Source organism: Streptomyces albireticuli, assembly GCF_021228125.1.
Lineage (GTDB): Bacteria > Actinomycetota > Actinomycetes > Streptomycetales > Streptomycetaceae > Streptomyces > Streptomyces albireticuli.
The window spans coordinates 408,900-433,679 of sequence record NZ_JAJQQS010000004.1 but is presented as its reverse complement, the minus strand read 5'-3'; the positions used below and the strand labels follow the sequence as shown (position 1 = coordinate 433,679).

The window sequence follows — 24,780 nt, the reverse complement described above, 5'->3', positions numbered from 1 at the left end:
GGGAGACCGCGACCATGTGCGGGATCACCGGATGGATCGCCTACGACCAGGACCTCAAGGCCGGCCCCCTGGAGGCCCGGGACACCCTCGACGCCATGACCCGGACCATGGCCTGCCGGGGCCCGGACGCCTCCGGCACCTGGCTCGACACCCACGCCGCCCTCGGCCACCGCAGGCTCGCCGTCATCGACATCGAGGGTGGCGCCCAGCCCATGCGCGTCGAGCACGACGGACGCACCCTCCTCGCCACCACCTACAGCGGCGAGGTCTACAACTACCGCGAACTGCGGGCCGAACTGGAGGCCCTCGGCCACACCTTCCGCACCAGCAGCGACACCGAGGTCGTCCTCCACGCCCACCTCGCCTGGGGCGAGGCCGCCACCGAGCGCCTCAACGGCATGTACGCCTTCGCGTTATGGGACCCGCGCACCGAGGAACTCCTCCTCGTCCGCGACCGCATGGGCATCAAGCCGCTCTTCTACCACCCGACCCCCGACGGCGTCCTCTTCGGCTCCGAGCCCAAGGCTGTCCTCGCCCACCCCGCCGTCCGCCCCGTCGTCGACGCCGAGGGCCTCGCCGAACTCGTCTCCTTCACCAAGACCCCCGGCCACGCCGTCTACAAGGGCATGTACGAACTCCCGCCCGGCCACACCCTCCGGGTGCGCCGCCAGGGCCTCGTCCTTCGCCGCTACTGGGCCCTGGAGGCCCGGGAACACACCGACGACCTGCGCACCACCGTCCACCACGTACGCGAGCTGCTCGACGACATCGTCACCCGCCAGCTCATCGCCGACGTCCCCCTCTGCACCCTGCTCTCCGGCGGCCTCGACTCCTCCGCCATCACCGCGCTCGCCGCCCGGGGCCTCGCCGACGCCGGCCACGGCCCCGTCCGCTCCTTCTCGGTCGACTTCACCGGCTACACCGAGCACTTCACCCCCGACACCCTGCGCGCCACGCCCGACGGCCCCTACGCCCACGCCCTCGCCGCGCACGTCCGGGCCGACCACTCCGACATCGTCCTCGACACCGCCGCCCTGATGGACCCCGCCCACCGCGCCGCCGTCCTGACCGCCCGCGACGTGCCCCTCGGCCTCGGCGACGGCGACACCTCCCTCTACCTCCTCTTCAAGGCCGTCCGAGAACAGTCCACCGTCGCCCTCTCCGGGGAATCCGCCGATGAGATCTTCGGCGGCTACCGCTGGTTCCACACCCCCGAGAGCGTCCACGCGGCCACCTTCCCCTGGCTCGCCCCCGGCGGCATCGACCACTTCTCGGGCACGGGCGAGGGCCGCGCCGCCCTCCTCGACGGCGGCCTCCTCACCAAGCTCGACGTGACCGGCTACCAGGAGGCCCGCTACCGCGAGGCCCTCGCCGAGGTGCCCCGCCTGCCCGGCGAGAACGGCCTGGAACGGCGCATGCGCGAGATCAGTCACCTGCACCTCACCCGCTTTGTGCAGTACCTCCTCGACCGCAAGGACCGGGCGAGCATGGCCGTCGGTCTGGAGGTCCGGGTGCCGTTCTGCGACCACCGCCTGGTCGAGTACGTGTTCAACACCCCCTGGGCGATGAAGACCTTCGACGGCCGGGAGAAGTCCCTGCTGCGCGCCGCCACCCGCGACCTCCTCCCGCCCGAGATCGCCGACCGGCTCAAGAGCCCCTACCCCAGCACCCAGGACCCGCGCTACAACGCCGCCCTGCGCACCGAGCTCGGCCGGATCCTCGCCGACCGCGACGCGCCCGTACGCCCCCTCCTCGACGCCGCGACCGCCACCGCCTCGCTCGCCGAGGGCGGCGGGGCCCGCTACCGCACCGCCACCGAGCTCGCCCTCGGTCTCGACGCCTGGCTGCGCCGCTACGGCGTCGCACTGGAGCTGTGACGGACCCCCTGGCGCACAATGGGTGCACGACCCGCGCCCAGCCAGGAGTACCGCCGTGGCCTTGCAGATGACCGTCGACCCCGACGCGGCCGAACCCCCCTACGAGCAGATCCGCGCCCGGATCGCCGAACGCGCGCGCACCGGCGCCCTCCCCGTGGGCTACAAGCTCCCGACCGTACGCGGCTTCGCCGAGGAACTGGGCCTCGCCGCCAACACCGTCGCCAAGGCCTACCGCGCCCTGGAGGCCGACGGCGTCATCGAGACCCGGGGCCGCAACGGCACGTTCATCGCGGCCCCCGGCGACACGGCCGCCCGCGAGGCGGCCACCGCGGCGGCGGCGTACGCGCAGCGCGCCCACCGCCTGGGCCTGGACCGCGCCGCGGCCCTGGCGGCGGCGGAGGAGGCACTGCGCGCGGCGTACGGGAAGTAGCCCGGCCCGCCCGGCGCTTCGAGGACCGGGGCCCGGGACGGAGCCCCGGTCCGGGAAGGGCGGGCGGGACAGGATCCCGCCCGGAGGGCCCACCGGCGCCGGCCCCGCCCGGTGACAGGCGCGGCCCCGCCCCACCTCACAGATACAGGCCCGCGTCCACCCCGTCCGTCTGCGCCGGCACCGACGCCGGCCCCGTCCCCCGCCGCAGCGCGAAGAGCTCGGCGAGCGTCGCCCCCTCCCGCCCCAGGCCCGTCTCCTTGCCCGGCGCCTCCCGCGCCAGCCACTCCGCCGACTCCTTGCGCGTCAGCGGCCCCACCTCGATCCGGGCCAGGCACCGCCCCGGCCGCACCACCGCCGGATGCAACCGCTCCAGGTCCTCGTTGGTGGTGACGCCGACGAGGACGTTGCGGCCCTGGCCCAGCAGACCGTCCGTGAGGTTCAGCAGCCGGGACAGCGCCTGGCCGGCCGTGTGCCGGGCCTCGCCGCGGATCAGCTCGTCGCAGTCCTCCAGCAGCAACAGCCGCCAGCGGCCCCGCTCGGTGCCCTCGTCCTCGCCGATCGCGATGTCCATCAGATAGCCGACGTCGTTGAACAGCCGCTCCGGGTCCAGCACGCAGTCCACCTGGCACCACTCCCGCCACGAGCGGGCCAGCGTCCGCAGCGCCGACGTCTTTCCCGTGCCCGGCGGCCCGTGCAGAAGCAGCAGCCGGCCCGCGACATCCGCCGGAGTGATCTTCATCAGCCCGTCCAGCGCGTCCGCCACCGGCGCCGTGTAGTTGGCCCGGACCTCCTCCCAGGTGCCGGCCGAGATCTGACGCGTCGTCCGGTGCGGGCCGCGCCGCGGCGAGACGTACCAGAAGCCCATCGTCACGTTGTCGGGCTGGGGTTCGGGCTCGTCCTCCGCACCCTCGACCGCCTGGGCCAGCACCGATTTCGCCAGGTCGTCGCAGGTCGCGGTCACGGAGACGTCCGCGCCGCGGTTCCAGCGGGACACCAGCAGGGTCCAGCCCTCGCCCTCGGCGAGGGTCGCGCTGCGGTCGTCGTCCCGCGCGGAGCGCACCACGGTGGCGGCCGGCGGCAGCAGCGTCGCCCCGGATCTCACCCGGTCCACGGAGTGGCTGTGCGCGTAGGGCTGCTCGCCGGTGGCGAAGCGGCCCAGGAAGAGCGCGTCGATGACATCGGACGGCGAGTCGCTGTCGTCCACGTTCAACCGGATCGGCAGGGAACGCTCCGCGGGCGTGGGGTCCGCTTCGGTGGGCAGGGTCTGCCTCCTGGCTTCGGGTCGGCGCTCGGCACACATGGCGCCCATGATCCGGCACGCGCCGCCCCCGCGCACCCGCATTTTCGCCGGATCCGCCGGAGTTCGTCCGGAAGGCGCCCATACGGTTTCGGCCGCCGATACGCTTGCCGCAATGGGACGTCATCGCGTGGGACGGGTGATCGCCAGGGCGGGGCGGTGGCGCGTCATCGCCCTGTCCGGCGCCGGCCTGGTCGCCCTGGCACTGCTGGTCACGATGCTCGCCGGCGGCTTCCCGGGCCTCGGCCCCGGTGGTACGGACGGGCGCGGCGGCAGCAGAGTCCCCGCCACCCTCGGCTGGGGCTTCACCCACACCCAGTACAGCGCCGACCACGGCGGGGACGCCGCCCGCCGCACCGTCGCCGAGCTGCTCTCCGGCAGCCCCATGCCGCAGAACCAGCACATCATGGGCTGGGGCGCGGACAACCCCGAACCCCGGCCGGGCGTCTACAACTTCCGCGACCTCGACCGCCGCGTCGCCCTGATGCGCCGCACCGGCGGGACCCCGGTGCTCACCCTCTGCTGCGCCCCCGACTGGATGAAGGGCGGCGGTCCCCGAACCGACTGGTCCCAGAAGTCCCTGGAGACGGCACCCGACCGCGCGCACTACAAGGACTTCGCCAAGCTCGCCGGAGTGATCGCCAAGCGCTACCCGGACGTCCGCCACTTCATCGTCTGGAACGAGTTCAAGGGCTTCTTCGACGAGTCCAGGAACCGCTGGGACTACGAGGGGTACACCGAGCTCTACAACCTCGTCTACCGCGAACTGAAGAAGCGGAACGGCGCCAACGCCGTCGGCGGCCCCTATATGAGCCTGGACAGCAATTCTCCCGGCGAGGGCGCCAACGCCTCCTCCGTGCGGGGCCCCTGGGGCTCCGTCGACCAGCGGGCCGTCGACGCCCTCACCTACTGGAACGACCACAAGGAGGGCGCCGACTTCGTCGCCGTCGACGGCTCCAGCTACACCCGCGACGGCAACCGCCTGCTGCCCGACGAGTTCGGCGCCACCCAGAAGTTCGCCGACACCACCGCCTGGCTGCGCAAGGCCACCGGCCTGCCCGTCTGGTGGTCCGAGTGGTACGTCGAGCCGGGCGACGCGAACGACGACCGCAAGGGCTGGACGGAGGAGCGCCGCACCGCCGTCCAGGCCACGGCCATGATGCAGCTGGCGGGCGCGGGCGTCGCCACGGCCTTCTACTGGAACCCCCAGGAGACCACCGCCGACTGCCCCGGCTGCCTGTGGCGCAGCACCGAACTGAAGGACGGCGGCACGGGCCTCCCGATGCTGGAGCTGCTCTCCCGCTTCGCGAAGGCGTTCCCGCCCACGACGGACCTCCGCACCCCCGAGCTCGCCGGACCCGGCCGCTCCGAGGTGCGGGCCCTGGCCTCCGAGGCGACCGCGCTGGTCGTCAACACCCAGGACCGCCCCGTCACCGTCACGGTGGACGGCCGGGGCGTCGACCTGGGGCCGTACGAGATCCGCTGGCTGGACTGACGCACCCCGGGCCCGGGGAACGCCGCGGCACCGCCGGCCGACGGCACCGCCCGGCCGCGCCGCTACGACATCGTCGCGAACCGCTGCACCAGCGCGGCCAGCAGCACCACCAGCAGCGGCAGCGCGAACCAGAACGAGCTCTGGAGCCACCGCAGCTGCCGGACCCCGGGGCCCGCCACGACCCGCACCAGCTCCCGCGCCGTCAGCAGCACCAGCAGCGCCGCCGCCGCGAGCGCCCCGGCCACCGACACCGGCGTCCACGTCACCCGTGGCCCCGCCGGGCCCGGCCGGGGCTCCGGCACCTCGCCCGTGGGCCGCTCCGTCAGCTCGTACAGCACCGCGTCCTCGTTCGACAGCACCCGGCGGAGCTCCGGCCGGCCGTCGAGGGAGCTCCGCAGCCGGCCGTCCCAGCCCGGGGCGTAGCCCGCGTCGAACTCCAGATACACCGACTGGCCGCGGTTGACCATGAGGTACGAGCCCGGCCCGGCGGTCCGCAGCGCGCCGACCAGGTCGTCCACCCGCGCCGGGTCGCGCGGGGCGAGCGTCGGGCGGTAGTTCACCCGCTCCATGTCACGGCCGCCCCACGGTACGGCCGGAGTGACGCTCTTGACGGGGTCGCTGCTCATCCACAGCACCCGCACGGTCGGCCGGTCGTGGGCGTACACATAGTCCATGGCGGCGACCTCGCCGGGGCGGACGCGTTCGAAGGGCTCGTTGCCCCAGCGGGCCACCAGGAAGCCGAGGACGAGCACCAGGCCCGCCACCAGTGCGACCACGGGGCCCGTCACGGCCCGGGCGGCCGGTCGGCCGGTGCGCGGGAAGAGCGCGAGCGCGGCGAGGACACAGGCCCCGGGCAGCGCGAACAGGAAGACGCGCAGCGCCACCTCGCCGCCGTAGGACTGCATCCCGAAGGCGAGGAACGGCACCGCCGTGAGCACCAGCAGCGCCGTGTCGCCGATGCCCGCCCTGCGGCGGCGCCACCAGCCGAGCGCGGCGCAGGCCAGCACCCCGCCCGCCAGCGCCACCCGGATGTAGAGCACCAGCTTGTGGGTGGCGCTGCCGCCCTCGATCCGGCCCGAGACCGACGAGGAGACATTCCCGCCCAGGGAGCCCAGCCCGCCGAACAGCTCGTCGAAGTGGCCCGACCAGTACGGCTCGGCCAGGAACCCCACCCACACCGCCAGCATCACGCCGCACAGCAGTGGCAGCCCGCGCAGGGTGGAGCGGCGGACCAGGACCAGCGCGGTCAGCACGCCCAGCATCACGAACGGCGTGAGCTGATGGCTGACGACCGAGGCGGCGAACAGCGCCACCAGCAGCGCCAGCAGCGCCCCGCGCTCCCGGCGGCCGGCCGGCGCGACCTCCGCCTCGCCCGGCAGCAGCTTCCCGCGCAGCTGCCTTGGCCAGCGGAACCAGACCAGCACCACGGCGACGAACAGCAGGTAGAAGAAGTAGTTCAGCGCCTGCGGTGAGAAGTAGTCCTGCCCCACCCAGCCGCACAGGACGAACAGCCAGGCCGCCGTCCACTTCGCCCGCCAGCCGGCCCGGACGGCCCGCAGCAGCAGCGCCAGCGGCGCCAGGCAGAGCAGCTGGAGGACCGTCGGCCACCAGCGGAGCACCTCGGACAGATCACCGACGCCGCAGGCCCGGGCCGCGAAGGCGGCGACGGCGAAGAAGCCGGGCCAGCTCCAGCGGGCGTCGAGATCCGGCGCCGCCACGCCCGTACGGTCGATGAAGTCGAGGAAGCCCAGGTGCTGCCAGGCCGTGGCGAACCGGGGCTGCTCCTCCAGCACCGCCGGCACGGCGTGCAGGGAGACGACCGTCAGCAGCAGCACCGCCGCCAGCAGCGCCCGGCGCTGCTCGCCCAGCCGCAGCGCGCCCACGAAGGCGAGCACCAGCAGCGCCGCGCCCAGCAGCGTCGCCACGGGCAGGGCGGACACCAGCCCGAGCCCGCCCATGCCGTCCAGATCCGCGCGGCCGACGAAGGCCAGCGGCACCCAGTACAGCGCCAGCGCCGCGGCCAGCAGCAGCCAGACCCCGGCACCGGGACGCCGCCACCAGGGCACCGGATTCCGCGCCGCGGCGGGTGCCTCGCCTCCGGACGCCCCGGCCGCGGACTCCCCGCCCGGGGGCCCGTCACCCCGGGGCTGGGCCACGGCGGGGGCCTGGACGGGCGTGGGCCGCGCCGCGCCCGGCCGCGTGGCCGGCTCGGGCGAGGGCGGCCGGACGGGCTGGGAGGGCTGCGCGGCCTGAGAAGCCTGGGGCGGCTGAGAAGCCTGAGAAGCCTGAGAAGGCTGGGAAGTCTGAGAAGAAGAAGTCTGAGAAGAAGTCTGAGAAGAAGGGGCCGCCTTGGAGACGGGCGGCTTCGCGGCGGGGGACAGATTGACCGCCTCCGGGGTGTGCCGGAGATCGGGGCGCCTCTCCAGGTGGTCGAAGTCCAGCCGCACGCCCAGCGGCATCGTGTCGGCGTCCAGCGCCGCCCGCAGTGCCCAGCGGGTGCCGTAGCCGGGGCCCTCGCGCTGCCCGGCGGAGGGAGGACCGGCCTCCCTCCCTAACCCCCGCGCGATACCGCGCCGGACCTCCCGCCTCTCGTCCGACGGGGCGTCCCGCCGGTCGCCCCGGACCGCCAGATCCGCCAGATCGCCGTCCGGCGCCACATGCGGCGCGTACGCCACGGGGCCCGTGAACTTCGCCCCGGGCGTGGGCCGGAGGACCTTGCGGAGCTTGACCGCCGCGATGGTGACGATCACCGTAAGGCTGATGATCTCCGCCACCCCCGCGCCCGTCAGCCCCATCCGAGGCAGGAGCACCAGCGTCAGCCCCAGCACCAGCACGCACAGCAGCCCCTGGAGGTAGGCGAGGCCCGCCGTCCGGCTCTGCGCCCGCAGCACCGCGAAATAGACCTCCATCACCACCCGCAGCGCCGCCCCCACCGCGAACCAGCGCAGGAGCGGGGTCGCCGCGTGGGCGTAGCCCTGCCCGAAGACGCCCAGGATGTACGGCGCGAGGACGAAGAGCAGCACGCACACCGGCACCATGATCCGGGCCATCCGGCCCAGCGCCGCCCGGCAGTTCTCCGCCAGCCGCTCCGGGTCGTGCGCACCCTCGACGGTCAGCGACGCGCCCATGTTGATGGCCAGCAGATTCACCGTGCCGCTGATGGTGGAGGTGATGTAGAAGTAGGCGTTGTCGGTGGAGCTGACCTGTGAGGCGATGATCACCGGCACCAGATAGACCACGGCCAGCGAGAACAGCGAGCCGGTGTAGTCCCCGGCGAGGAAGCGCCCTATCTCCCGGGAGGACGCCGGCCGGGCCGTCGCCTCCGTCGCCGCCACATGGCGCCGCACCAGCTTGCGGAACACCAGCCAGCCCAGCGGCAGCACCGACACGGCGATGGAGACGACCCAGGAGACGAAGACCCCGGACATCGGCAGCGCCGACGCCACGGCCACCAGCAGCGCCAGCTTCGCCGCGGAGAAGACCGTGTTCCCGACGGGCACCCAGAACGCGCTGCGCAGCCCGGTCAGCACACCGTCCTGGAGGGTGAGCACGGACCAGGCCACGACGGCGAGGACGAACACGGAACCGCGCAGCCCGCCGTGCAGGAAGCCGTACGACGGGCCCCACAGGTCGAGCGTCAGCAGGAAGACGCCCGCCGCGAGCGCGACGAGCAGCGAGCTCCCCGCGTACGTCCGGAACACGAGGCGGCCCGTCGTCCGCCCCGCGATGGGGATGAAGCGGGCCAGCGCCCCGGTCAGGGTGACCGCGGCGAGGCCCGCCAGGAGTTTCATCGCGGCGATGGCCGCGGAGCCCTGGCCGACCGCCTCCGCCGCGTAGTAACGGGCGGCGATCAGCCAGTACCCCACACCGAGGACGGCGCTGATGCCGGTGTTGAGCATCAGCGCGAAGGCGTTGCGGAACAGCGGACTTCCGCCGCCCCGGCCCGGCAGCCGCAGCCTGCGGCCGGCCGGTCCCGCCGTCTCCCGTTCCTGGGCGCGGGTGGACGTGTCAGACACGGGCTTCGCTTGCCTTCCTGACGACCTGTCGGGTTCTGCGGACGACGGCGTACCCCTTCGTCAGGACCCGGTCCCTGACGAAAAGCCGGCCGAGGCCCCGGCCCTCGACGAGCCGCTCGAACTCCCCGATGCCGGTGGACCGGCGCACGGTCACCCGCTCCAGGGCGTACGGGCCCTGGGGGCGCTCGGCGAGGGCGTTGCCCACGGCCAGGGATATCGTGAAACCGGCCGCGCGCACGGTGTCCCGCACCCGCCGGTCGGAGTAACCGTAGGGATAGGCGAAGGACACGGGCGGCTCGCCCAGTTCCTCCGCCAGGATCTCCCGGCACCGGGCGACCTCGAACCACAGCTGCGCGTCCGTGAGCTGGTCGAGCTGGGGGTGGGAGTGGCTGTGCCCGCCGATCTCCACCCCTGCCGCGGCCAGCTCCCGCACCTGGTCCCAGCTCAGCATGAGATCGAGCGCGCCACCGGACTCGTGCGCGCCGCGCACCCACCCCGTGGACGCGAACAGCGTCGCCGCGAAACCGTGCTCGACGAGCGTCGGGAGGGCGTGCCGGTGCACGCCCTCGTAGCCGTCGTCGAAGGTGATCAGCACCGGTTTCTCCGGCAGCCCGGAGCCGGTGCGCCACGCCTTCGCCAGCCGCTGGGCCGTCAGCGGGGTGAACCGCCGCTCGGCCAGCAGCCGCATCTGGGCCGCGAACGCCTCCGGGGACACCGACAGCCCGTAGGTGGCACGGGCCGGCGAGTGTGCCACGGAGTGGTACATCAGTATCGGGACACGGTCCACGCTCATGGGCCGGCCTCCGGTCGGGGCGGGTCGGGAGGCACCGCCGGCGCCGGGACGTCCGCCACGTCCGTGACCCCCGCGACGGCGTACCGGCCTCCGCCCCGGTACGCACGGACCCGGCCGAGGGCGTAGCCACCCGCCGCCGCCGCGACACCCGCCACGATCGCCCCCGCCCGTCCCGCGCCCCCGGCCCGGCCGAGCAGGGCGTCCCGCACCCCGCGCGCCACGCCCGCGGGCAGCACGCGCGTGGCGTAGCGGCGCTCCGTCGCCAGCCCGTCCCGCGCCCCCACGCTCCGGGACACCAGGGCCTTGGAGAGGCCCTCGGCGTACGCGCGGGTGCGGAAGTAGCGGAACCGCTCGCGGGCGGCCGGCACCCGGTGGTGGATGACCGCGCGGTCGTCGATCAGCACCACCGCCTCCGGCATCGCCCGGGTGAGCCGGATGCACAGCTCCGTCTCCTCGCAGCCCAGCGGCAGCCGGTCGCCGTCCCGCCCGATGCCGCTGGCGAAGCCGCCGGCCACGGTGAACGCGGACCGGCGGAAGGAGGCGTTGCCGCCGAGGACGTTGCGCACCCGGACCCGCCCGGGGGGCAGGCCGCGATAGGTGCAGCCCACCACCCAGTCGAACTCCTCCGGGAACCAGGCGGGCCGCCGCCGGGACTCCCAGACGGGCCTGGTGCGCCCGCCCACCGCCATGACCCGGGGGTCGGCGTACGCCTCGGCGAAGTGCCGCAGCCAGTCCCGCTCGGCGACCGCGTCGTCGTCGAGGAAGGCGATCACCTCGCCGGAGGAGGCGGCGATGCCGGTGTTGCGGCCGGCCGACAGGCCGCGGGGGCCCGCGTTGGCGAGCACCCGGACCCGGTCGGCCGGCGCGCCGGCGCCGTCGTCCCCGTACCGCTTGGCGAGCCGTCGCAGCAGGGCGGGGTTGTGGTCGACGACCACCAGGATCTCCAGGGCGGGCAGGGACTGGCCTGCCACCGAGGCCACCGCGGCGAGGATGTCGCCCCAGCGGTCCTCGGTGTAGACACAGATGACCACCGACACGCCCGGCGGGGGAGTGGTGCTCAAGACACTTCCCCGCGGTTCGCTGCGGGCGCGATGGCGAGCCGCTGCGGGCGGCGCCCGCGCCGGGCGCCGTGCTCCCGCAGGATGACCTTCAGGACCCGCAGTCCGTCGCGCACGGCCCGCAGATTGCTCGCGCCGTGGATGCGGACGAACTCGTGGCTCGGGATCTCCTGGACGCGCAGTCCGGCCTTGACGACTCTGATGTTCATCAGGGTCTCCACCTCGAAGCCGGCGCAGTCCAGGGCGATCTCGTCCAGGCAGCGCTTCCAGAAGGCGTTGTAGCCGTAGCACAGGTCGGTGTAGCGGGCGCCGAACTTGTGGTTGACGAGGGAGCACAGGACGCGGTTGCCGAGCTTGCGGATGGGCGTCATGTCGTCCGTGCCGCCGCCGTTGGCGAAGCGGGAGCCCTTGGCGAAGTCCGCGCCGCCGACCAGCGCGGAGACATAGCTGACGATCTCGTTGCCGTCGGCGGAGCCGTCGGCGTCGACCATCACGATGATCTCGCCCGAGCAGGCCGCGAACCCGGTGATCAGGGCGTCGCCCTTGCCCTTGCCGAGCTGCTGGACGACCTTGACCCCCGGCCACAGGGCGCGGGCCACCCCGATGGTGTCGTCCGTGGAGTTGCCGTCGACGAGGACGACCTCGTGGATCCACTCCGGCAGCGTCTTGAAGACGTACGGGAGGTTCTCGGCCTCGTTCATGGCGGGGATCACGACGCTCACCGGTGGCGCTATCGCGAAATGCGAGCTCACCGGGCGATATGGGCCGGCCGTCGCCGGCTCCTGATCGGCCGCGGGCCGCAGGAAGGAACTCATGATGGAAGATTTCCCTCTCGTCCGGTGGACCGCTCTCCCCGAGCGGTCCGGTGACGTATCCGGTTCGAAAAGGGGGTACTCACCCAGGCCCGGGCGGCGTGAATCACCGCATGGGCAAGGTGAGATGCAACGGCTGCCGACCGCGCGGTACGCGACTCGGCGACTGTGGTCCTACCGAACGCGGCACCCCCCACCGCGCTCCCGCCCCGGGCACCATCGCAACGCTTGAGCCCTCCCCTTGAGCCGCTTACCGATGGGCCGATGCGGGTGGATGTACGACGGTATTGATGCTTGAGACTGTATGGCAAGAGGTGGTGCGGTGACTCCTCCTTTGGGTGTTTTTTGCGCCCGATTCACACGTCCAGTTGACGTTGTGCGCCGTTGACGGCGCATTAGGGGCGCATTAACGGCGCAATGCGCCTCACCCGCCTTCGCGAATGCGCCCCATGCGTTTCAGCAATCGGTCCGCGGGTTCGAAGAGTTCCGGCCGGGCCAGCACGGTGTTGCGCAGCGCCCGCACCGGCGCGCGCCGTATCCGGTGCCCCAGCGCGACGGGATGACGGCGTGTCACCCAGCCCTCCGAGACGCTGAGCTCCCTGGTCTTCAGCGAGTCCTTGTACGCCTTCTCGCCGCGCCCGAGGTCCAGGTAGGCCAGGCCCCCGGTGGCGGCCCCCTCCGCCATCCGCAGATGCAGCACCAGGCCCGGGGAGTACTTGGCGAACGACGGGTCGTACGCCGGGAACCAGCAGGCGAGCACCGACCGCGAGCGCAGCCCGAAGTGGGCCGCGAGCGGGCGGTCGCCGGCGTAGAGGACCGAGAGCAGCCCCGCGAAGGACTCGGTGCGGGTGTGGAACAGCTGCTCGACCAGGAGGGATATCCAGGGCCGCGCGAAGCGGTCGCTGCGGCCCGTTCTTCGGTACTGGGCCGACTTCCAGCCGACCAGGGTGCGCAGGACGTCCGGATCGCGCTCGTCGTGGACGTAGCGCACGTCGCCGAGGTCCCGGGACATCCGGCGCTCCTTGGCGAGCGTGGTGCGGGTGAACTTGGGCGACTGCTTGCGCAGCGTCGCGAGGTAGGCGCCGAAGCCCTGCTCCACGTCGACGACCGGGGAGGCGTACGAACCGGAGGCGCCGGTCTCGAACGGCTTCTGGCCCTCCACCAGGTGGTCGAACTCCCAGACGGACAGCCCGCAGGCGAGCAGCAGCTCGCGGGCGTCCCACTGGAACCCGGGGCCGTGCACCAGCCCCTGGGCGTCCGAGACCCCGAGACCTATCGCCCGGCCGACGCCCAGCGGGGTCCGCTGATAAGGGAAGAAACCCACCGGCTCGCCGTCCTCGCGGACCACCGCTATCCGGGCGGAGCCCCGGCAGCGGCCGACGGCCAGGGCGAACTCCGGTGCGAGGAAAGGATTCGCGAGCTGCGGCGAGCCGTCCGCCACCGCCCGTGACTGGAGAGCTGTCCACGCCGCCCGGTCGGCCGCTGTGAGCTCGCCCGGGCGGTACACGCTGATGTTCACCTCAGGACGTCCGACTTCTCTCCGTGCGACCCCGGTGGCGCCGCGCGTGTGCCAGCAGGAACAGAAGGAGGCTGACGGCCGCGACCGCGGCCACACCGCCCCGCACCGTCCAGACGTGCAGCGCGAGCATGGTCTGCGCGATCAGCAGATCGACGGCCACGGCCCCGCCGGCCGCCACCACCGACCGGCTGAGCGGATCGAGCCCCCGCAGCGCGGCCCCCACGGCGCACGCGGGCGCGACGATCAGGAAGAACAGGGTGAGCGGTGCCCGCAGCGGTGAGCCGATGTCGGCGAGCGCGAGCACGGCGCCCGTTCCCGCGATGGCCGCGGCGGCCCCCGCCGCCATGGGGAGGGAATCCCCGGCCGGCGGTCTCCTCCCGGTGTCGCCGCATTCGTCGATCGAAGGTTCGGACGGACTATTGGGATCGGTGAGACCGGTGGGATCTGTGAAGCTCTGCATTGGCGACTTTGCCCCCCGAAGCGCCGGATGCCGAAGCCTTCAATGTCGCGCAATCGGCGGAGGCCCGTCAAGATGTGAAGGCCGTGCAAACGGCCTCCGGTTACGCCGTCGGGGTGGAAACCGGAGTCTTTCCGTCGAATGAACTTCGGCGAAAAACTGGCAGCTCGTCAGAAATCTTTCCCGTCGCGAAGCCGACCGCTTCCCTTTCCCCGCAGTTTTGACATGGACACTTCCGGCAACCCTCCGTGGCTGCTATCCAGGACACACCGGAAACCCTGGTAAAGGAGAGTCCATGAAACTGTCCTGGTTCGTGAGTTCCGTATCGGCGTTCGCCCTGACCGCCGCCCTCACCCTCGGTGTGGGCGGGGTCGCGCACGCCGACGGGAAAGCGGAGCGGAGACCCGCGGAGAGAGCCGCGGCCACCGGCTACGTGGCCCTCGGCGACTCCTACTCCTCGGGCGTCGGCGCCGGCGGCTACGACGCGAACAGCGGCTCCTGCAAGCGCAGCACCAAGGCCTACCCCGCCCTCTGGGCGGCGGCCCACAAGCCGTCGAGCTTCGCCTTCACGGCCTGCTCGGGCGCCCGTACGGGTGATGTGCTGAGCGGCCAGCTCGGCCCGCTGAGCGCCTCCACCGGGCTCGTCAGCATCAGCGTCGGCGGCAACGACGCGGGATTCGCCGACACCATGACGACCTGCGTGTTCAACGGCGACAGCGCCTGCCTGAGCCGGATCGACCGGGCGCGCGCGTACATCAGCGGCACCCTGCCCGGACAGCTGGACAAGGTCTACTCCGCCATCTCGGCCAAGGCCCCCGCCGCCCGGGTCGTCGTCATCGGCTACCCGCGCTTCTACCACCTCGGCGGCGGCTGTATCGGCGGGCTGAGCGAGAAGAAGCGCTCCGCCATCAACGCCGCGGCCGACCACATCGACACCGTCATCGCCAAGCGCGCGGCTGATCACGGCTTCGCCTACGCCGACATCAACACCACGTTCGCCGGACACGAGATCTGCTCCGGCAAGCCCTGGCTCAACAGCGTGGCGCTGCCCGTGGACGAGTCCTACCACCCCAACGCCGCCGGGCAGTCGGGCGGCTATCTGCCGGTCTTCGCCTCAGCCGCCTGAACGGCCCGGCCCCACGGCGCCGCCGTAGGTCGTACCGCCGTCCGTGCCCTCCGTGCCCGACGGCGCGCCCGCCGACGCCGACGGCTTTCCCCGGCCGCTCGGTGAGCCGGGACGTGAGGGCGGGGCGGGTGACGAGGTGCCGTCCTTCGGCTCCTTCCGGCAGTCCACCGTGAACGAGACATGGGAGGAGGTCAGTCGCTGCGGGCTCCTGATCTCCATCGCGATCCAGTCCTTGCCCGGGTCCGTCGCCCGGCGCCCGGACTCCGTGTGCCGTACGGTCGTGCGCCGCTCGGTGAAGCGTTCGGTACGCCAGCCGCCGTCCGTGACTTTACCGCTGCCCGTCACCCAGCGGTAGGTGACCTCCACCGGCACACGCCCGACGGTGACGGTCGCGGAAAAGGCCGGCGCGGCCGCCGCCGGCGGCGGGCAGGGGCCGGTGTAGCGGTCGCGCACGGCGTCGAGCGCGACCCGCGCCGGGCCGTCGGCGGAGGCCGCTCCGGTGGCCCGGGACGAGCCGGCCACGGCGTCCTTGCCCTCGCGTGCCGAGGCATCGCCGCCCGGCTCGTCGTCACCGCCCGCCAGCGCCCAGGCCAGCCCGCCCGCCAGCGCGGCGGTGACCAGCACCGCCGCGGCCACCACGGGTCCCGTCCGCTTCCGCCGCCCGCCGTCCGGTCCGGCGGGGGCGACCGGACCGTCGGCATCGGGGCCGCGCGGCGCGTCCCCGCCGGCGCGCGCCCTGTCCGGCGCCGGGGGCGCGGAGTGCGCGACGACGGTCGGGGCGTACGGGACGTCGGGCGCGCGCCCGACGGGGGCGGCGCCCGCCGCCGCGGCGCGCAGCATCCGCTCCGCCTCCGCCGCGCCGAGCCGCTCCGCCGGGTCCTTGCGCAACAGCCCTTCCAGTACGGGCGTGAGGGCTCCCGCCCGGCGCGGCGGCGGGAACACCTGGTCCACCACGGCCCGCATCGTGCTCAGCGGGGTGTCCTGGCGGAACGGCGAGAAGCCCTCCACCGCGGCGTACAGCATCACCCCGAGCGACCAGAGGTCCGAGGCGGTGCCGGGCGGACGTCCCAGCGCGCGCTCCGGCGCGAGGTACTCGGGGGAGCCCACCAGCTCGCCGGTCCGGGTCAGCGCCGTGTTCCCCTGGACCGTCGCGATGCCGAAGTCGGTGAGGACCACCCGGCCGTCGGCGGCGACGAGGACGTTGCCGGGCTTCACGTCGCGGTGCAACACGCCGACCCCGTGGGCGGCTCGGAGCGCGGCCAGCACCTCCGCGCCGATGTGCGCCGCGCGCGCCGGTGCGAGCCGCCCCTCCGCCTCCAGGACGTCGGCCAGCGACAGGCCGCGGACCAGCTCCATCACGATCCAGGGGCGGCCGTCCTCGGTCGCCACGTCATGGACGGTGACGACATTGGGGTGCGCGATCCGCGCCGCCGCGCGCCCCTCGCGCTCGAGCCGCGCGTGGAGCAGGGTCACCTCGTGCTCGAGGAGGCCGGCCGGCGCGCGGACCTCCTTCACGGCCACCTCGCGGTCCAGCAGCTCGTCACGGGCCCGCCACACCACGCCCATGCCGCCGTGTCCCAGCCGGTCCACGAGCCGGTAACGGCCCGCCACCAGCCGGGCCGCCCGGCCGTCCCCGGAAGCCCCGAAATCCCCGCTCATCGCCGGGTCCCCTCCCGCGAGAGAGTGATTCCGGGTGAATGTACCGCAACGGAGCGTGATTGCCCCCGGTTACGCACATTCCGGTCCCGATCAACTCGCCCACAGTGACGGCAGGTTCACGCCAGGTTCGTCAACGCCCTTGACGTAACGGTGAATCGGCACCGCCGATGCGTGGGTGACGGAAAGGGGCGGTAGGGTTACCCTGCCTGGGCCGGGTGCCTCGTACGGGTGGGGAGACTTCGATGGATCAGATAGCAATGCGCGGGCGGGCTCGAGTGCCCGCCATCAACTGCAAAAGCAGCGCCTCCAGCGCGCGGCTCGACCGCCATCTCGCGGTGCTGGGCGGCCCCGCCGTCCCTCAGCGGGAGGTCGAGGGCGCGACCCTGCTCATGCGTGAGCTGACCTCGCGTGACCAGACGCGGGCCAAGCAGGGCCGGACCGCCAAGGTCTCGCTCCTGGCGCCCCTGAAGCGGCTGCGCCGCTCCCTGTTCGGCAACCACGGCTGACCCCGCACCCGGCCCGGACAGCGGAGCCCGCCGCGCCGGCCCGGACAGGCGCAGTCGGCCGCGCACCCTCTCCCCGGGGGCGGTCGCACGGCGCTGCCGCCCGCCCGCCCCGAGACCTTCCCGCCGCTCGCCGTCCGGCCTCCCGCCGACGCGCCGTCAGGCCGAGTCGCGCCCGTACCGCCGGACGGTGAGCGGCACGAACACCGCCAGCAGCAGGACGCACCACCCGACCGACGCCAGGACGGGATGGGCGACCGGCCAGGAGACGTCCGCTGCCGGACCGCCGTTGCCGAAGAGGTCCCGGCAGGCGGTGACGACCGCGCTGATCGGGTTCCACTCGGCCACCGTCCGCAGCCAGCCCGGCATCCCGTCGGTCGGCACGTAAGCGTTTGACAGCAGCGGCAGCATGAAGGTGGCCGCGCCCAGCTGACCGGCGGCCTCCTCCGTGCCGACCAGCAGTCCGATGTAGTGCCCGGTCCAGGCCGTGGCCAGCCGGAAGAGCAGCAGCAGCGCGAAGGCCCCCGCCGCGCCGGCCGGTCCGCCCTCGATCCGCCAGCCGACCGCCAGCCCGCACAGCACCAGCGGCACCAGGCCGAGCGCCGCGAGCAGCACGTCCGAGGCGGTCTGCCCGGCCGGGATCGCGAAGCGGCTCATCGGCAGCGTGCGGAAGCGGTCCATGACGCCCCGCTGGCAGTCCTGGGCGGAGGCCAGCATCGCGGTCATGACGCCGTTGACGGCGGTCGCCACGAGCAGGCCCGGCACCAGATAGGCGCGGTAGCCGCCGTCCGCCACCACCATCGCGCTGCCGAAGACGTAGCCGAAGAAGAGCAGCATGGTCACCGGCATGGTCATGGTGATGACGAACAGTCCGGGCGCGTGCCGCATCCGCCGGAGGTTGCGGCCGAGCATGGCCCGGCTGTCGGACAGGACGAAGGCGGTCATGCGGCGATCCCCTCGGTGTCGGTGTCGGTGTCGGTGCCGGTCGTGGCGTCGGCGGGAGCGGTGAGGCGTAGGAAGACCTCGTCCAGGGTGGGCCGGCGCAGCGCGGCGTCCACGATGGGCACGCCCGCCGCGTCGAGCTCGCGCACCAGGCGCGGCAGGGTGAGCGAGGCGTCCGTGGTCGCCGCGCCGGCGGTGCGGCGCCCGGCGTCCAGGGCCGGGCGGTTGCCGGTGAGCCGGTCCAGGACCACCGCGGCCCCGGGCAGCGCGGCCTCCTCGGCGACGACCACCTCCGCGTAGGAGCCGATCTCCGCCTTCAGCGCGTCCGGAGTGCCGCGCACGGTGACCCGGCCCTGGTCGATCAGCGCGACGTCGTCGGCCAGCTGGTCCGCCTCCTCCAGGTACTGCGTGGTCAGCAGCACGGTGGTGCCGGAGAGGGTCAGCTCGCGGACCACCTCCCAGATGGCGTTCCGGCTGGCGGGGTCGAGGCCCGTGGTCGGCTCGTCGAGGAAGAGCACCCGGGGCCGGGTGAGCAGGCTCGCGGCCAGGTCGAGGCGGCGGCGCATGCCGCCGGAGTAGGTGCGGGCCGGGCGGTCGGCCGCCGCGCCGAGGCCGAACCGGTCCAGCAGCACCTCGGCGCGGGCGTGCGCGGTGTCGCCCCGCAGCCGGTGCAGCCGGGCGAACAGCCGCAGGTTCTCGCGGCCCGTCAGATCGGTGTCCACCGAGGTGGCCTGGCCGGTGACGCCGATCGCGCGGCGGACCTCGCCCGGCGCCCGCACGACGTCGTGCCCGGCGACGCGGGCGGAGCCCGCGTCGGGGGTGAGGAGTGTCGTCAGGAGGCGGCCCGCGCTCGGCGACTTCTCCCGGGCCGTTCGGCCCGAGCAGGCCGCACACCGTGCCCTCCGGCACGGCCAGATCGAGGCCACGCAGCGCGTGGACACCGGCGAAACGCTTCTCCAGACCTTCACTAAGTACAGCGTACGTAGTCATGGGGCGAACCATACTCCACTACGTACGCCGTACGTAACTACGATGGTGGACGAGGTGATGATTCATGGCAGCCAGCGGCCGAACGGCCCGCCCCGAGGTGATCTGGGCGCGCCCGGAAAGGGCCGGCCGCGGCCCGCGCCCCGCGCACACCCGCGCCGAGATCGCGGCGGCGGCCGTGCGGGTCGCCGACGCCGAGGGGCTCGACGCCGTCTCCATGCGACGGGTGGCGGCCGAGATCGGCTGCGGCACGATGTCGCTCTACAACTACGTGCCGCGCAAGGAGGAGCTCTACGAGCTGATGGTCGACGCGGTCGTCGCCGGCTACGACCTCTCGCGGGAGCCCTCGGGCGACTGGCGCGCCGACCTGAAGGCGCTCGCCGGGCAGACGCGCGCCCTGATGCACCGCCATCCCTGGGTGCCCCGCCTGATGTCGCCCGTCTACGGCTTCAGCCCGAACGCCCTGCGCTACTTCGAGTACGCGCTGTGGGCCATGGAAACGCTGGACGTCGAGAGCGGTACGAAGGTGGAACTGCTCGCCATGCTCAACGGTGTGATCACCGCCTACGTCTCCAACGAGCTGGCGACGGCGGAGCGGGCTCGTGCCTCCCCGTACCCGCCGGGGGAGGAGGAGGCGGTGCGGGCGGCGTATCTGATGCGGGTGCTGTCGGAGGGGCGGTATCCCCGGATGGCACGCACGCTGACGGAGGGGCCCGGGGCGATCGATCTGGACGAGGTCTTCGCGCGGGCGATCGACCGGATCCTGGACGGCTTCGAGGCGGAGGGCCGGAGCGGCGCGTAGCCGGATCCGGGCGGGGCCCCGCCCGCTGCCGGAAGGCGACCGGGCGGCGGCACCGCGACCCGCGCCCGCCGTGCCCGGGCGGAACGCCGCCGTCTCAGTGCGCGTCGAGCGTGACCGTGAACGAGAAGCGGTCGCCCCGGTAGCGGATCCGGGCGATGTCCACGGCCCGGCCGCGGTCGTCGTAGGTGACGCCGGTGTAGTGCAGGATCGGGCTGAGCAGCGGCACCTGGAGCAGCTTGGCCGTCTCCGGGTCCGCGAGCCTGGCCTCCACGGTGTCCGTGATGCGGCTGATCGTCACGCCCACGGCGTCACGCAGCACCTTGGTCATCGGCCAGCGGGTGAGGTCCGCGAGGTCGATGCGCCCGGCGAGCTCGGGGCGCACGAGGTTCTCCGCCCAGTTCGTCGGTTCGCCCGTCGCGCCGTCGCAGCGCAGCCGCCGGTAGGACACCGCCTCCTCCAGGTCCGGGAAGTGCTCGGCCAGTTCCGCCGGGATCTTCTCCGGGCCGTGGTCCAGGATCTCCGTGCGCTCGCCGGACTGCTGGGCCACGATGGTGTCCACCGAGCCGAGCAGCCGCACGGGCGAGCCCCGCCGGGCGCTCGGCTCGATGAACGTGCCGCGCCGCCGGTGCCGGGTGATCAGCCCCTCCGCCTCCAGCTCCTTGAGCGCCTGCCGCATGGTCAGGACGCTGACGCCGTAGTGGGCGGCGAGGGCGTCCTCGGTGGGCAGCCGCAGGGGATCGCCGGCACGGCGCCCGAGTATGGAGGCGCGCAGCGACTGTGACACCTGATACCACAGCGGCAGCTTGCGGTTGAGGGCGAGGGAGTCGGGGGCGAAGGTGGTCACGGAAACTCCCTCACTGGCGGAAATGGCGCTCCAGACCCTGCCACACCGCGTCGTAACGCGCCTGGAGGTGGCGGGCGGTCCGGGCCTGCTCCGCCACGGTGATCGGCCAGCGCGTCTCGAACATGAAGGCGAGGCCGTCGTCCACCTTGTGCGGCTTCAGCTCCGCGGCGCTCGCCTTGTCGAAGGTCTCCCGGTCGGGTCCGTGCGCGGACATCATGTTGTGCAGCGATCCGCCGCCGGGGACGAAGCCCCCCTTGCCGGCGGCCTTGGCGTCGTACGCCCCCTCGATCAGGCCCATGTACTCGCTCATCACGTTCCGGTGGAAGTACGGCGGCCGGAAGGTGTCCTCGCCCACCAGCCAGCGCGGCGCGAAGACGACGAAGTCGACGCCCGCCAGGCCCGGGGTGTCCGAGGGGGAGGTGAGTACCGTGAAGATCGACGGGTCCGGGTGGTCATAGCTGATCGAGCCGATCACATTGAAGCGGCGCAGGTCGTAGACGTACGGCACGAGGTTGCCGTGCCAGGCGACGACGTCCAGCGGCGAGTGGTCGTAGGTGGCCGCCCAGAGGTTCCCGCAGAACTTGTTGACCACCTCGACCGGGCGCTCCACGTCCTCGTAGGCCGCGACGGGCGCGCGGAAGTCCCGTGCGTTGGCCAGGCCGTTGGCGCCGATCGGCCCGAGGTCGGGGAGGACGAAGGGCTGTCCGTAGTTCTCGCAGACGTAGCCGCGCGCGGTGCCGTCCGGGAGCTCCACCCGGAACCGCACCCCGCGCGGGATCAGCGCGACCTCGCCCGGCGCGGCGCGCAGCAGCCCGAACTCCGTGCGCAGCAGCAGCGCGCCGTGTTCGGGGACGATCAGCAGCTCGCCGTCGGAGTCGCTGAAGACCCGGTCCGTCATCGAGGCGTTGGCGGTGTAGAGGTGCACGGCCATGCCCGTGCGCTGGGTGACGTCGCCGTTGCCGCCCAGGGTCCACAGGCCGGTGACGAAGTCGGTGCCCTCGGCGGGCTCGGGCAGCGGGTCCCAGCGCAGCCGGTTGGGGTCGGGCACGGCGTCGGCGAAGGGCGCGGCGGCGAGGGCGCCGTTGCCGGTCCGGGTGAAGGGCGGATGGGCGGCGGAGGGCCGGATCCGGTAGAGCCACGACCGCCGGTTGCTGCGCCGGGGCTCGGTGAAGGCGGTGCCGCTCAGCTGCTCCGCGTAGAGCCCGAGGGGGGCGCGCTGCGGCGAGTTCCGGCCTTCCGGAAGCGCGCCGGGTACCGCCTCGCTGCTGTGCTCGTTGCCGAACCCGGACAGGTACGCCGGCTCGTCGGCCGGTGTCCGCGCGTGTCCGTTGCCCGTGTCGCTCATCGCGTGCTCCCAGCGCCGATGGATTCCTATGGGAGACCGTAGGATTCCGTGCCGGGCACGTCAATGGATCAGCCGCGGCGGGCCGCGCGCCGGCGCCGACCTGTTACCGGCCGTACCGGAACCGGTGCCTCTGGTGTGCCCCGGTCATCCCCATTAGGTTGAGACGGCACGGGGGTTCGGGGTCCGTCACGGGGCTCCGGGAGACCGACACCGCAAGGAGATGGCCAGTGATCGCGCACGACGGCATGTACATCGACGGAGACTGGCGACCCGCCGCCGGCACCGACACGATCGAGGTCGTGAACCCGGCCGACGAGCAGGTCATCGGCACCGTCCCGGCCGGCACCGCGGAGGACGTCGACGCCGCCGTGCGCGCCGCCCGCGCCGCGCTGCCCGGCTGGTCCGCCACCCCGCCCGCGCGCCGCGCCGAGCACCTGACCGCGCTGCGCGAGGCCCTCGCGGCCCGCGCGGACGAGATCGCGGCCACCGTCACCGCCGAACTCGGCTCGCCCGCCGGTTTCGCCCGCCGCGTCCACACCGGCCTGCCGATCGCCGTCACCGGCTCGTTCGCCGAGCTCGCCGCCACGTACCCCTTCGAGGAGCGGATCGGCAATTCGACGGTGCTGCACGTGCCGGTCGGGGTCGTCGGTGCCATCACCCCCTGGAACTACCCGCTCCACCAGATCGTCGCCAAGGTCGCCCCGGCGCTCGCCGCCGGCTGCACCCTCGTCCTCAAGCCCGCCGAGGACACCCCGCTCACCGCGCGGCTGTTCGCGGAGTGCGTGCACGCCGCGGGCCTCCCGGCGGGCGTCTTCAACCTCGTCACCGGCCTCGGCCCGGTCGCCGGCCAGGCGCTCGCCGAGCACCCCGGCGTCGACCTGGTCTCCTTCACCGGCTCGACCGCCGTGGGCAAGCGGATCGGCGCGATCGCCGGCGGCGCCGTCAAGCGCGTCGCGCTCGAACTGGGCGGCAAGTCCGCGAACGTCATCCTTCCCGGCGCGGACCTGGAGAAGGCCGTCACCGCCAACGTCGCCGACGTCTGCCGCAACACCGGGCAGTCCTGCAACGCCCTGACGCGCACGCTCGTCCACGCCGACCGGTACGAGGAGGCGGTCGCCCTCGCGGTCGCCGCCGTCGCGGCCTACGTCCCCGGCGACCCGTCCGACCCCGAGGTCCGCCTCGGCCCGGTGGTCAACGCCCGGCAGCACGCCCGCGTCCGCGACTACATCGACAAGGGCGTCGCGGAGGGCGCCCGGCTCGCCGCCGGCGGCTCCGAGGCCCCCGAGGGCCGAGACAAGGGCTACTTCGTCCGCCCCACCGTCTTCGCCGATGTCACCCCGGAGATGACGATCGCCCGGGAGGAGATCTTCGGCCCGGTCCTCACCTTCATCAAGTACACCGACGAGGACGAGGCCGCCCGCATCGCCAACGACTCGGACTACGGTCTGGGCGGCGCCGTCTGGGCCGCCGACGAGGCCACGGCCGCCGCCTTCGCCCGCCGCATGGACACCGGACAGGTCGACATCAACGGCGGCGGGTTCAACCTCCTCGCGCCCTTCGGCGGCCACAAGCGGTCGGGCGTCGGCCGCGAGCTGGGCCCGCACGGCCTGGCGGAGTACCTGCACACCAAGTCGCTCCAGTTCTGACGGCTCCCCGACGTCCCACGCCGAGGGTGCCCCCGACCCCGTAGGAGAAAGGGACCGACATGGTCCGCGCCGTCGTACTGACCGCCGTGGGCGAACCCCCGCGGACGGCCGAGATCGACCTGCCCGCGCCCGGCCCCGGCCAGGTGCGGATCGCCCTCGCCGCCGCCGGGGTGTGCCACTCCGACCTCTCGCTGTCGAACGGCACGCTGCGGCAGCCCGTACCGGCCGTCCTCGGCCACGAGGGCGCGGGCACCGTCACCGCCGTCGGCGAGGGCGTCGGCCACGTCGCGCCCGGCGACCGGGTGATCCTCAACTGGGCGCCCTCCTGCGGCGCCTGTCACTTCTGCGGGCTCGGGGAGCCCTGGCTGTGCGCCGACGCGGCCGGGGCCACCACGACCCCGTACGCCACGCTCGCCGCCGACGGCACCCCGCTCCACCCCGCCCTGGGCACCGCGGTCTTCGCCGAGGAGACCGTCGTACGGGCCAACGCCGTCCTGCCCCTGCCGGACGGGGTGCCGCTCGCCGAGGCCGCGCTGCTCGGGTGCGCCGTCCTCACGGGCTACGGCGCCGTGCACCACAGCGCCCGGGTCCGCCCCGGTGAGACCGTCGCCGTGTACGGCGTCGGCGGCGTCGGGCTCGCCACCCTCCAGTCGGCGCGCATCGCGGGCGCCGGGGCGGTCGTGGCCGTCGACGTCTCGCCGGAGAAGGAGGAGCTGGCCCGCGCCGCCGGGGCCACCGACTTCCTCGTCGCGGACCCCGGCGGCGACACCGCGAAGGCCGTCCGCAAGCTCACCGGCGGCCACGGCGCCGACGTGGCCGTCGAGTGCGTGGGCCGCGCGGAGACGATCCGCGCGGCGTGGTCGTCCACGCGCCGCGGCGGGCGCACCACGGTCGTCGGCATCGGCGGCCAGGACCAGCGGGTCGTCTTCTCCGCCCTGGAGCTGTTCCACTTCGGGCGTACGCTCGCGGGCTGCGTCTACGGCAACAGCGATCCGGCGAGGGACCTCCCCGTGATCGCCGGGCATGTCCGCGCCGGGCGCTTCGACCTGTCCGCGCTGGTGACGGACCGCATCGGGCTCGACGGGGTCCCGGCCGCGTTCGACGCGATGCTCGCGGGGCGCGGCGGGCGCTCGCTGGTGGTCTTCCCGCGGCCCTGACGGCTCCGGCCGGGC

The 24,780-nt window shown here is 73.6% G+C and carries 19 protein-coding genes and 1 pseudogene; 8 read left to right on the top strand and 12 right to left on the bottom strand.

All coding sequences use genetic code 11. The features are described from left to right. The first annotated feature begins 14 nt into the window (after positions 1–14). Both asnB and LUZ64_RS10315 read left to right on the top strand, forming a co-directional pair. Complete coding sequence (gene asnB, locus LUZ64_RS10320; protein ID WP_095584478.1) at positions 15–1,877, top strand: asparagine synthase (glutamine-hydrolyzing); 1,863 nt, start codon at positions 15–17, stop codon at positions 1,875–1,877. 55 nt (positions 1,878–1,932) lie between these two features. After that, positions 1,933–2,307, top strand: coding sequence for a GntR family transcriptional regulator (locus LUZ64_RS10315; RefSeq protein WP_095584477.1), 375 nt, complete (start codon positions 1,933–1,935; stop codon positions 2,305–2,307). Positions 2,308–2,443: 136 nt separating this feature from the next. Here LUZ64_RS10315 and LUZ64_RS10310 read toward each other — a convergent pair whose 3' ends face one another. Next, positions 2,444–3,649: a DUF5925 domain-containing protein gene (locus tag LUZ64_RS10310; RefSeq protein ID WP_372472038.1), complete on the bottom strand. Its 1,206-nt coding sequence runs from the start codon at positions 3,647–3,649 to the stop codon at positions 2,444–2,446. 70 nt (positions 3,650–3,719) lie between these two features. Between LUZ64_RS10310 and LUZ64_RS10305 the strand changes: the two genes are divergently transcribed. Continuing rightward, positions 3,720–5,099 (top strand): glycoside hydrolase family protein, encoded by a 1,380-nt coding sequence (locus LUZ64_RS10305; RefSeq protein WP_095584476.1) that lies wholly within the window; start codon positions 3,720–3,722, stop codon positions 5,097–5,099. Between the two features lie 62 nt (positions 5,100–5,161). On the opposite strand, the gene LUZ64_RS10300 is transcribed toward LUZ64_RS10305, so the two are convergent. The 6 genes from LUZ64_RS10300 to LUZ64_RS10275 form a co-directional block, all read right to left on the bottom strand. Beyond that, positions 5,162–9,115: a lipopolysaccharide biosynthesis protein gene (locus LUZ64_RS10300; RefSeq protein WP_095584475.1), complete on the bottom strand. Its 3,954-nt coding sequence runs from the start codon at positions 9,113–9,115 to the stop codon at positions 5,162–5,164. Then, positions 9,108–9,908, bottom strand: coding sequence for a polysaccharide deacetylase family protein (locus LUZ64_RS10295; RefSeq protein ID WP_095584474.1), 801 nt, complete (start codon positions 9,906–9,908; stop codon positions 9,108–9,110). Before LUZ64_RS10295 ends, LUZ64_RS10300 begins: the two co-directional genes overlap by 8 nt. Next, positions 9,905–10,969, bottom strand: a complete 1,065-nt coding sequence (locus LUZ64_RS10290) for a glycosyltransferase family 2 protein (RefSeq protein ID WP_232390407.1) — start codon at positions 10,967–10,969, stop codon at positions 9,905–9,907. The genes LUZ64_RS10295 and LUZ64_RS10290 overlap by 4 nt, the downstream gene beginning before the upstream one ends. Further along, positions 10,966–11,781, bottom strand: a complete 816-nt coding sequence (locus tag LUZ64_RS10285) for a glycosyltransferase family 2 protein (RefSeq protein ID WP_095582395.1) — start codon at positions 11,779–11,781, stop codon at positions 10,966–10,968. Before LUZ64_RS10285 ends, LUZ64_RS10290 begins: the two co-directional genes overlap by 4 nt. A 421-nt stretch (positions 11,782–12,202) precedes the next feature. Continuing rightward, the gene (locus tag LUZ64_RS10280; RefSeq protein ID WP_095582396.1) at positions 12,203–13,297 is read right to left on the bottom strand and encodes a GNAT family N-acetyltransferase; all 1,095 of its coding nucleotides are present in this window, start codon (positions 13,295–13,297) and stop codon (positions 12,203–12,205) included. 1 nt (position 13,298) lies between these two features. Beyond that, a complete protein-coding gene (locus LUZ64_RS10275) occupies positions 13,299–13,643 on the bottom strand; it encodes a hypothetical protein (protein ID WP_232390406.1) in 345 nt (114 codons plus the stop codon). Positions 13,644–14,049: 406 nt separating this feature from the next. Between LUZ64_RS10275 and LUZ64_RS10270 the strand changes: the two genes are divergently transcribed. Continuing rightward, entirely contained in the window at positions 14,050–14,880 is an 831-nt protein-coding gene (locus tag LUZ64_RS10270; RefSeq protein WP_095582398.1) for an SGNH/GDSL hydrolase family protein, read from the top strand. Here LUZ64_RS10270 and LUZ64_RS10265 read toward each other — a convergent pair. Beyond that, entirely contained in the window at positions 14,869–16,539 is a 1,671-nt protein-coding gene (locus LUZ64_RS10265) for a serine/threonine-protein kinase (protein ID WP_095582399.1), read from the bottom strand. The two genes, LUZ64_RS10270 and LUZ64_RS10265, sit on opposite strands and share 12 nt — an antisense overlap. Positions 16,540–16,781: 242 nt before the next feature. Between LUZ64_RS10265 and LUZ64_RS10260 the strand changes: the two genes are divergently transcribed. Next, positions 16,782–17,045, top strand: a complete 264-nt coding sequence (locus LUZ64_RS10260; protein WP_095582400.1) for a hypothetical protein — start codon at positions 16,782–16,784, stop codon at positions 17,043–17,045. A 156-nt stretch (positions 17,046–17,201) separates the two neighbouring features. On the opposite strand, the gene LUZ64_RS10255 is transcribed toward LUZ64_RS10260, so the two are convergent. Continuing rightward, positions 17,202–17,987 (bottom strand): ABC transporter permease, encoded by a 786-nt coding sequence (locus LUZ64_RS10255; protein WP_095582401.1) that lies wholly within the window; start codon positions 17,985–17,987, stop codon positions 17,202–17,204. After that, positions 17,984–18,974 (bottom strand): annotated as a pseudogene (locus tag LUZ64_RS10250) (ATP-binding cassette domain-containing protein). Before LUZ64_RS10250 ends, LUZ64_RS10255 begins: the two are co-directional and overlap by 4 nt. Positions 18,975–19,038: 64 nt before the next feature. Here LUZ64_RS10250 and LUZ64_RS10245 point away from each other — a divergent pair. Continuing rightward, on the top strand, positions 19,039–19,773 hold the full coding sequence (locus tag LUZ64_RS10245; protein ID WP_095582402.1) for a TetR/AcrR family transcriptional regulator: 735 nt from the start codon (positions 19,039–19,041) through the stop codon (positions 19,771–19,773). Between the two features lie 94 nt (positions 19,774–19,867). On the opposite strand, the gene LUZ64_RS10240 is transcribed toward LUZ64_RS10245, so the two are convergent. Together LUZ64_RS10240 and hmgA are read right to left on the bottom strand one after the other, a co-directional pair. Continuing rightward, on the bottom strand, positions 19,868–20,617 hold the full coding sequence (locus tag LUZ64_RS10240; protein ID WP_095582403.1) for a GntR family transcriptional regulator: 750 nt from the start codon (positions 20,615–20,617) through the stop codon (positions 19,868–19,870). A gap of 10 nt (positions 20,618–20,627) precedes the next feature. Then, the gene (gene hmgA / locus LUZ64_RS10235; RefSeq protein ID WP_095582404.1) at positions 20,628–21,962 is read right to left on the bottom strand and encodes a homogentisate 1,2-dioxygenase; all 1,335 of its coding nucleotides are present in this window, start codon (positions 21,960–21,962) and stop codon (positions 20,628–20,630) included. A 227-nt stretch (positions 21,963–22,189) separates the two neighbouring features. On the opposite strand from hmgA, the gene LUZ64_RS10230 reads away from it, so the two are divergent. Both LUZ64_RS10230 and LUZ64_RS10225 read left to right on the top strand, forming a co-directional pair. Continuing rightward, a complete protein-coding gene (locus LUZ64_RS10230; protein WP_095582405.1) occupies positions 22,190–23,608 on the top strand; it encodes an aldehyde dehydrogenase family protein in 1,419 nt (472 codons plus the stop codon). Between the two features lie 59 nt (positions 23,609–23,667). Then, positions 23,668–24,765, top strand: a complete 1,098-nt coding sequence (locus LUZ64_RS10225) for a Zn-dependent alcohol dehydrogenase (protein WP_095582406.1) — start codon at positions 23,668–23,670, stop codon at positions 24,763–24,765. Positions 24,766–24,780 lie beyond the last annotated feature (15 nt).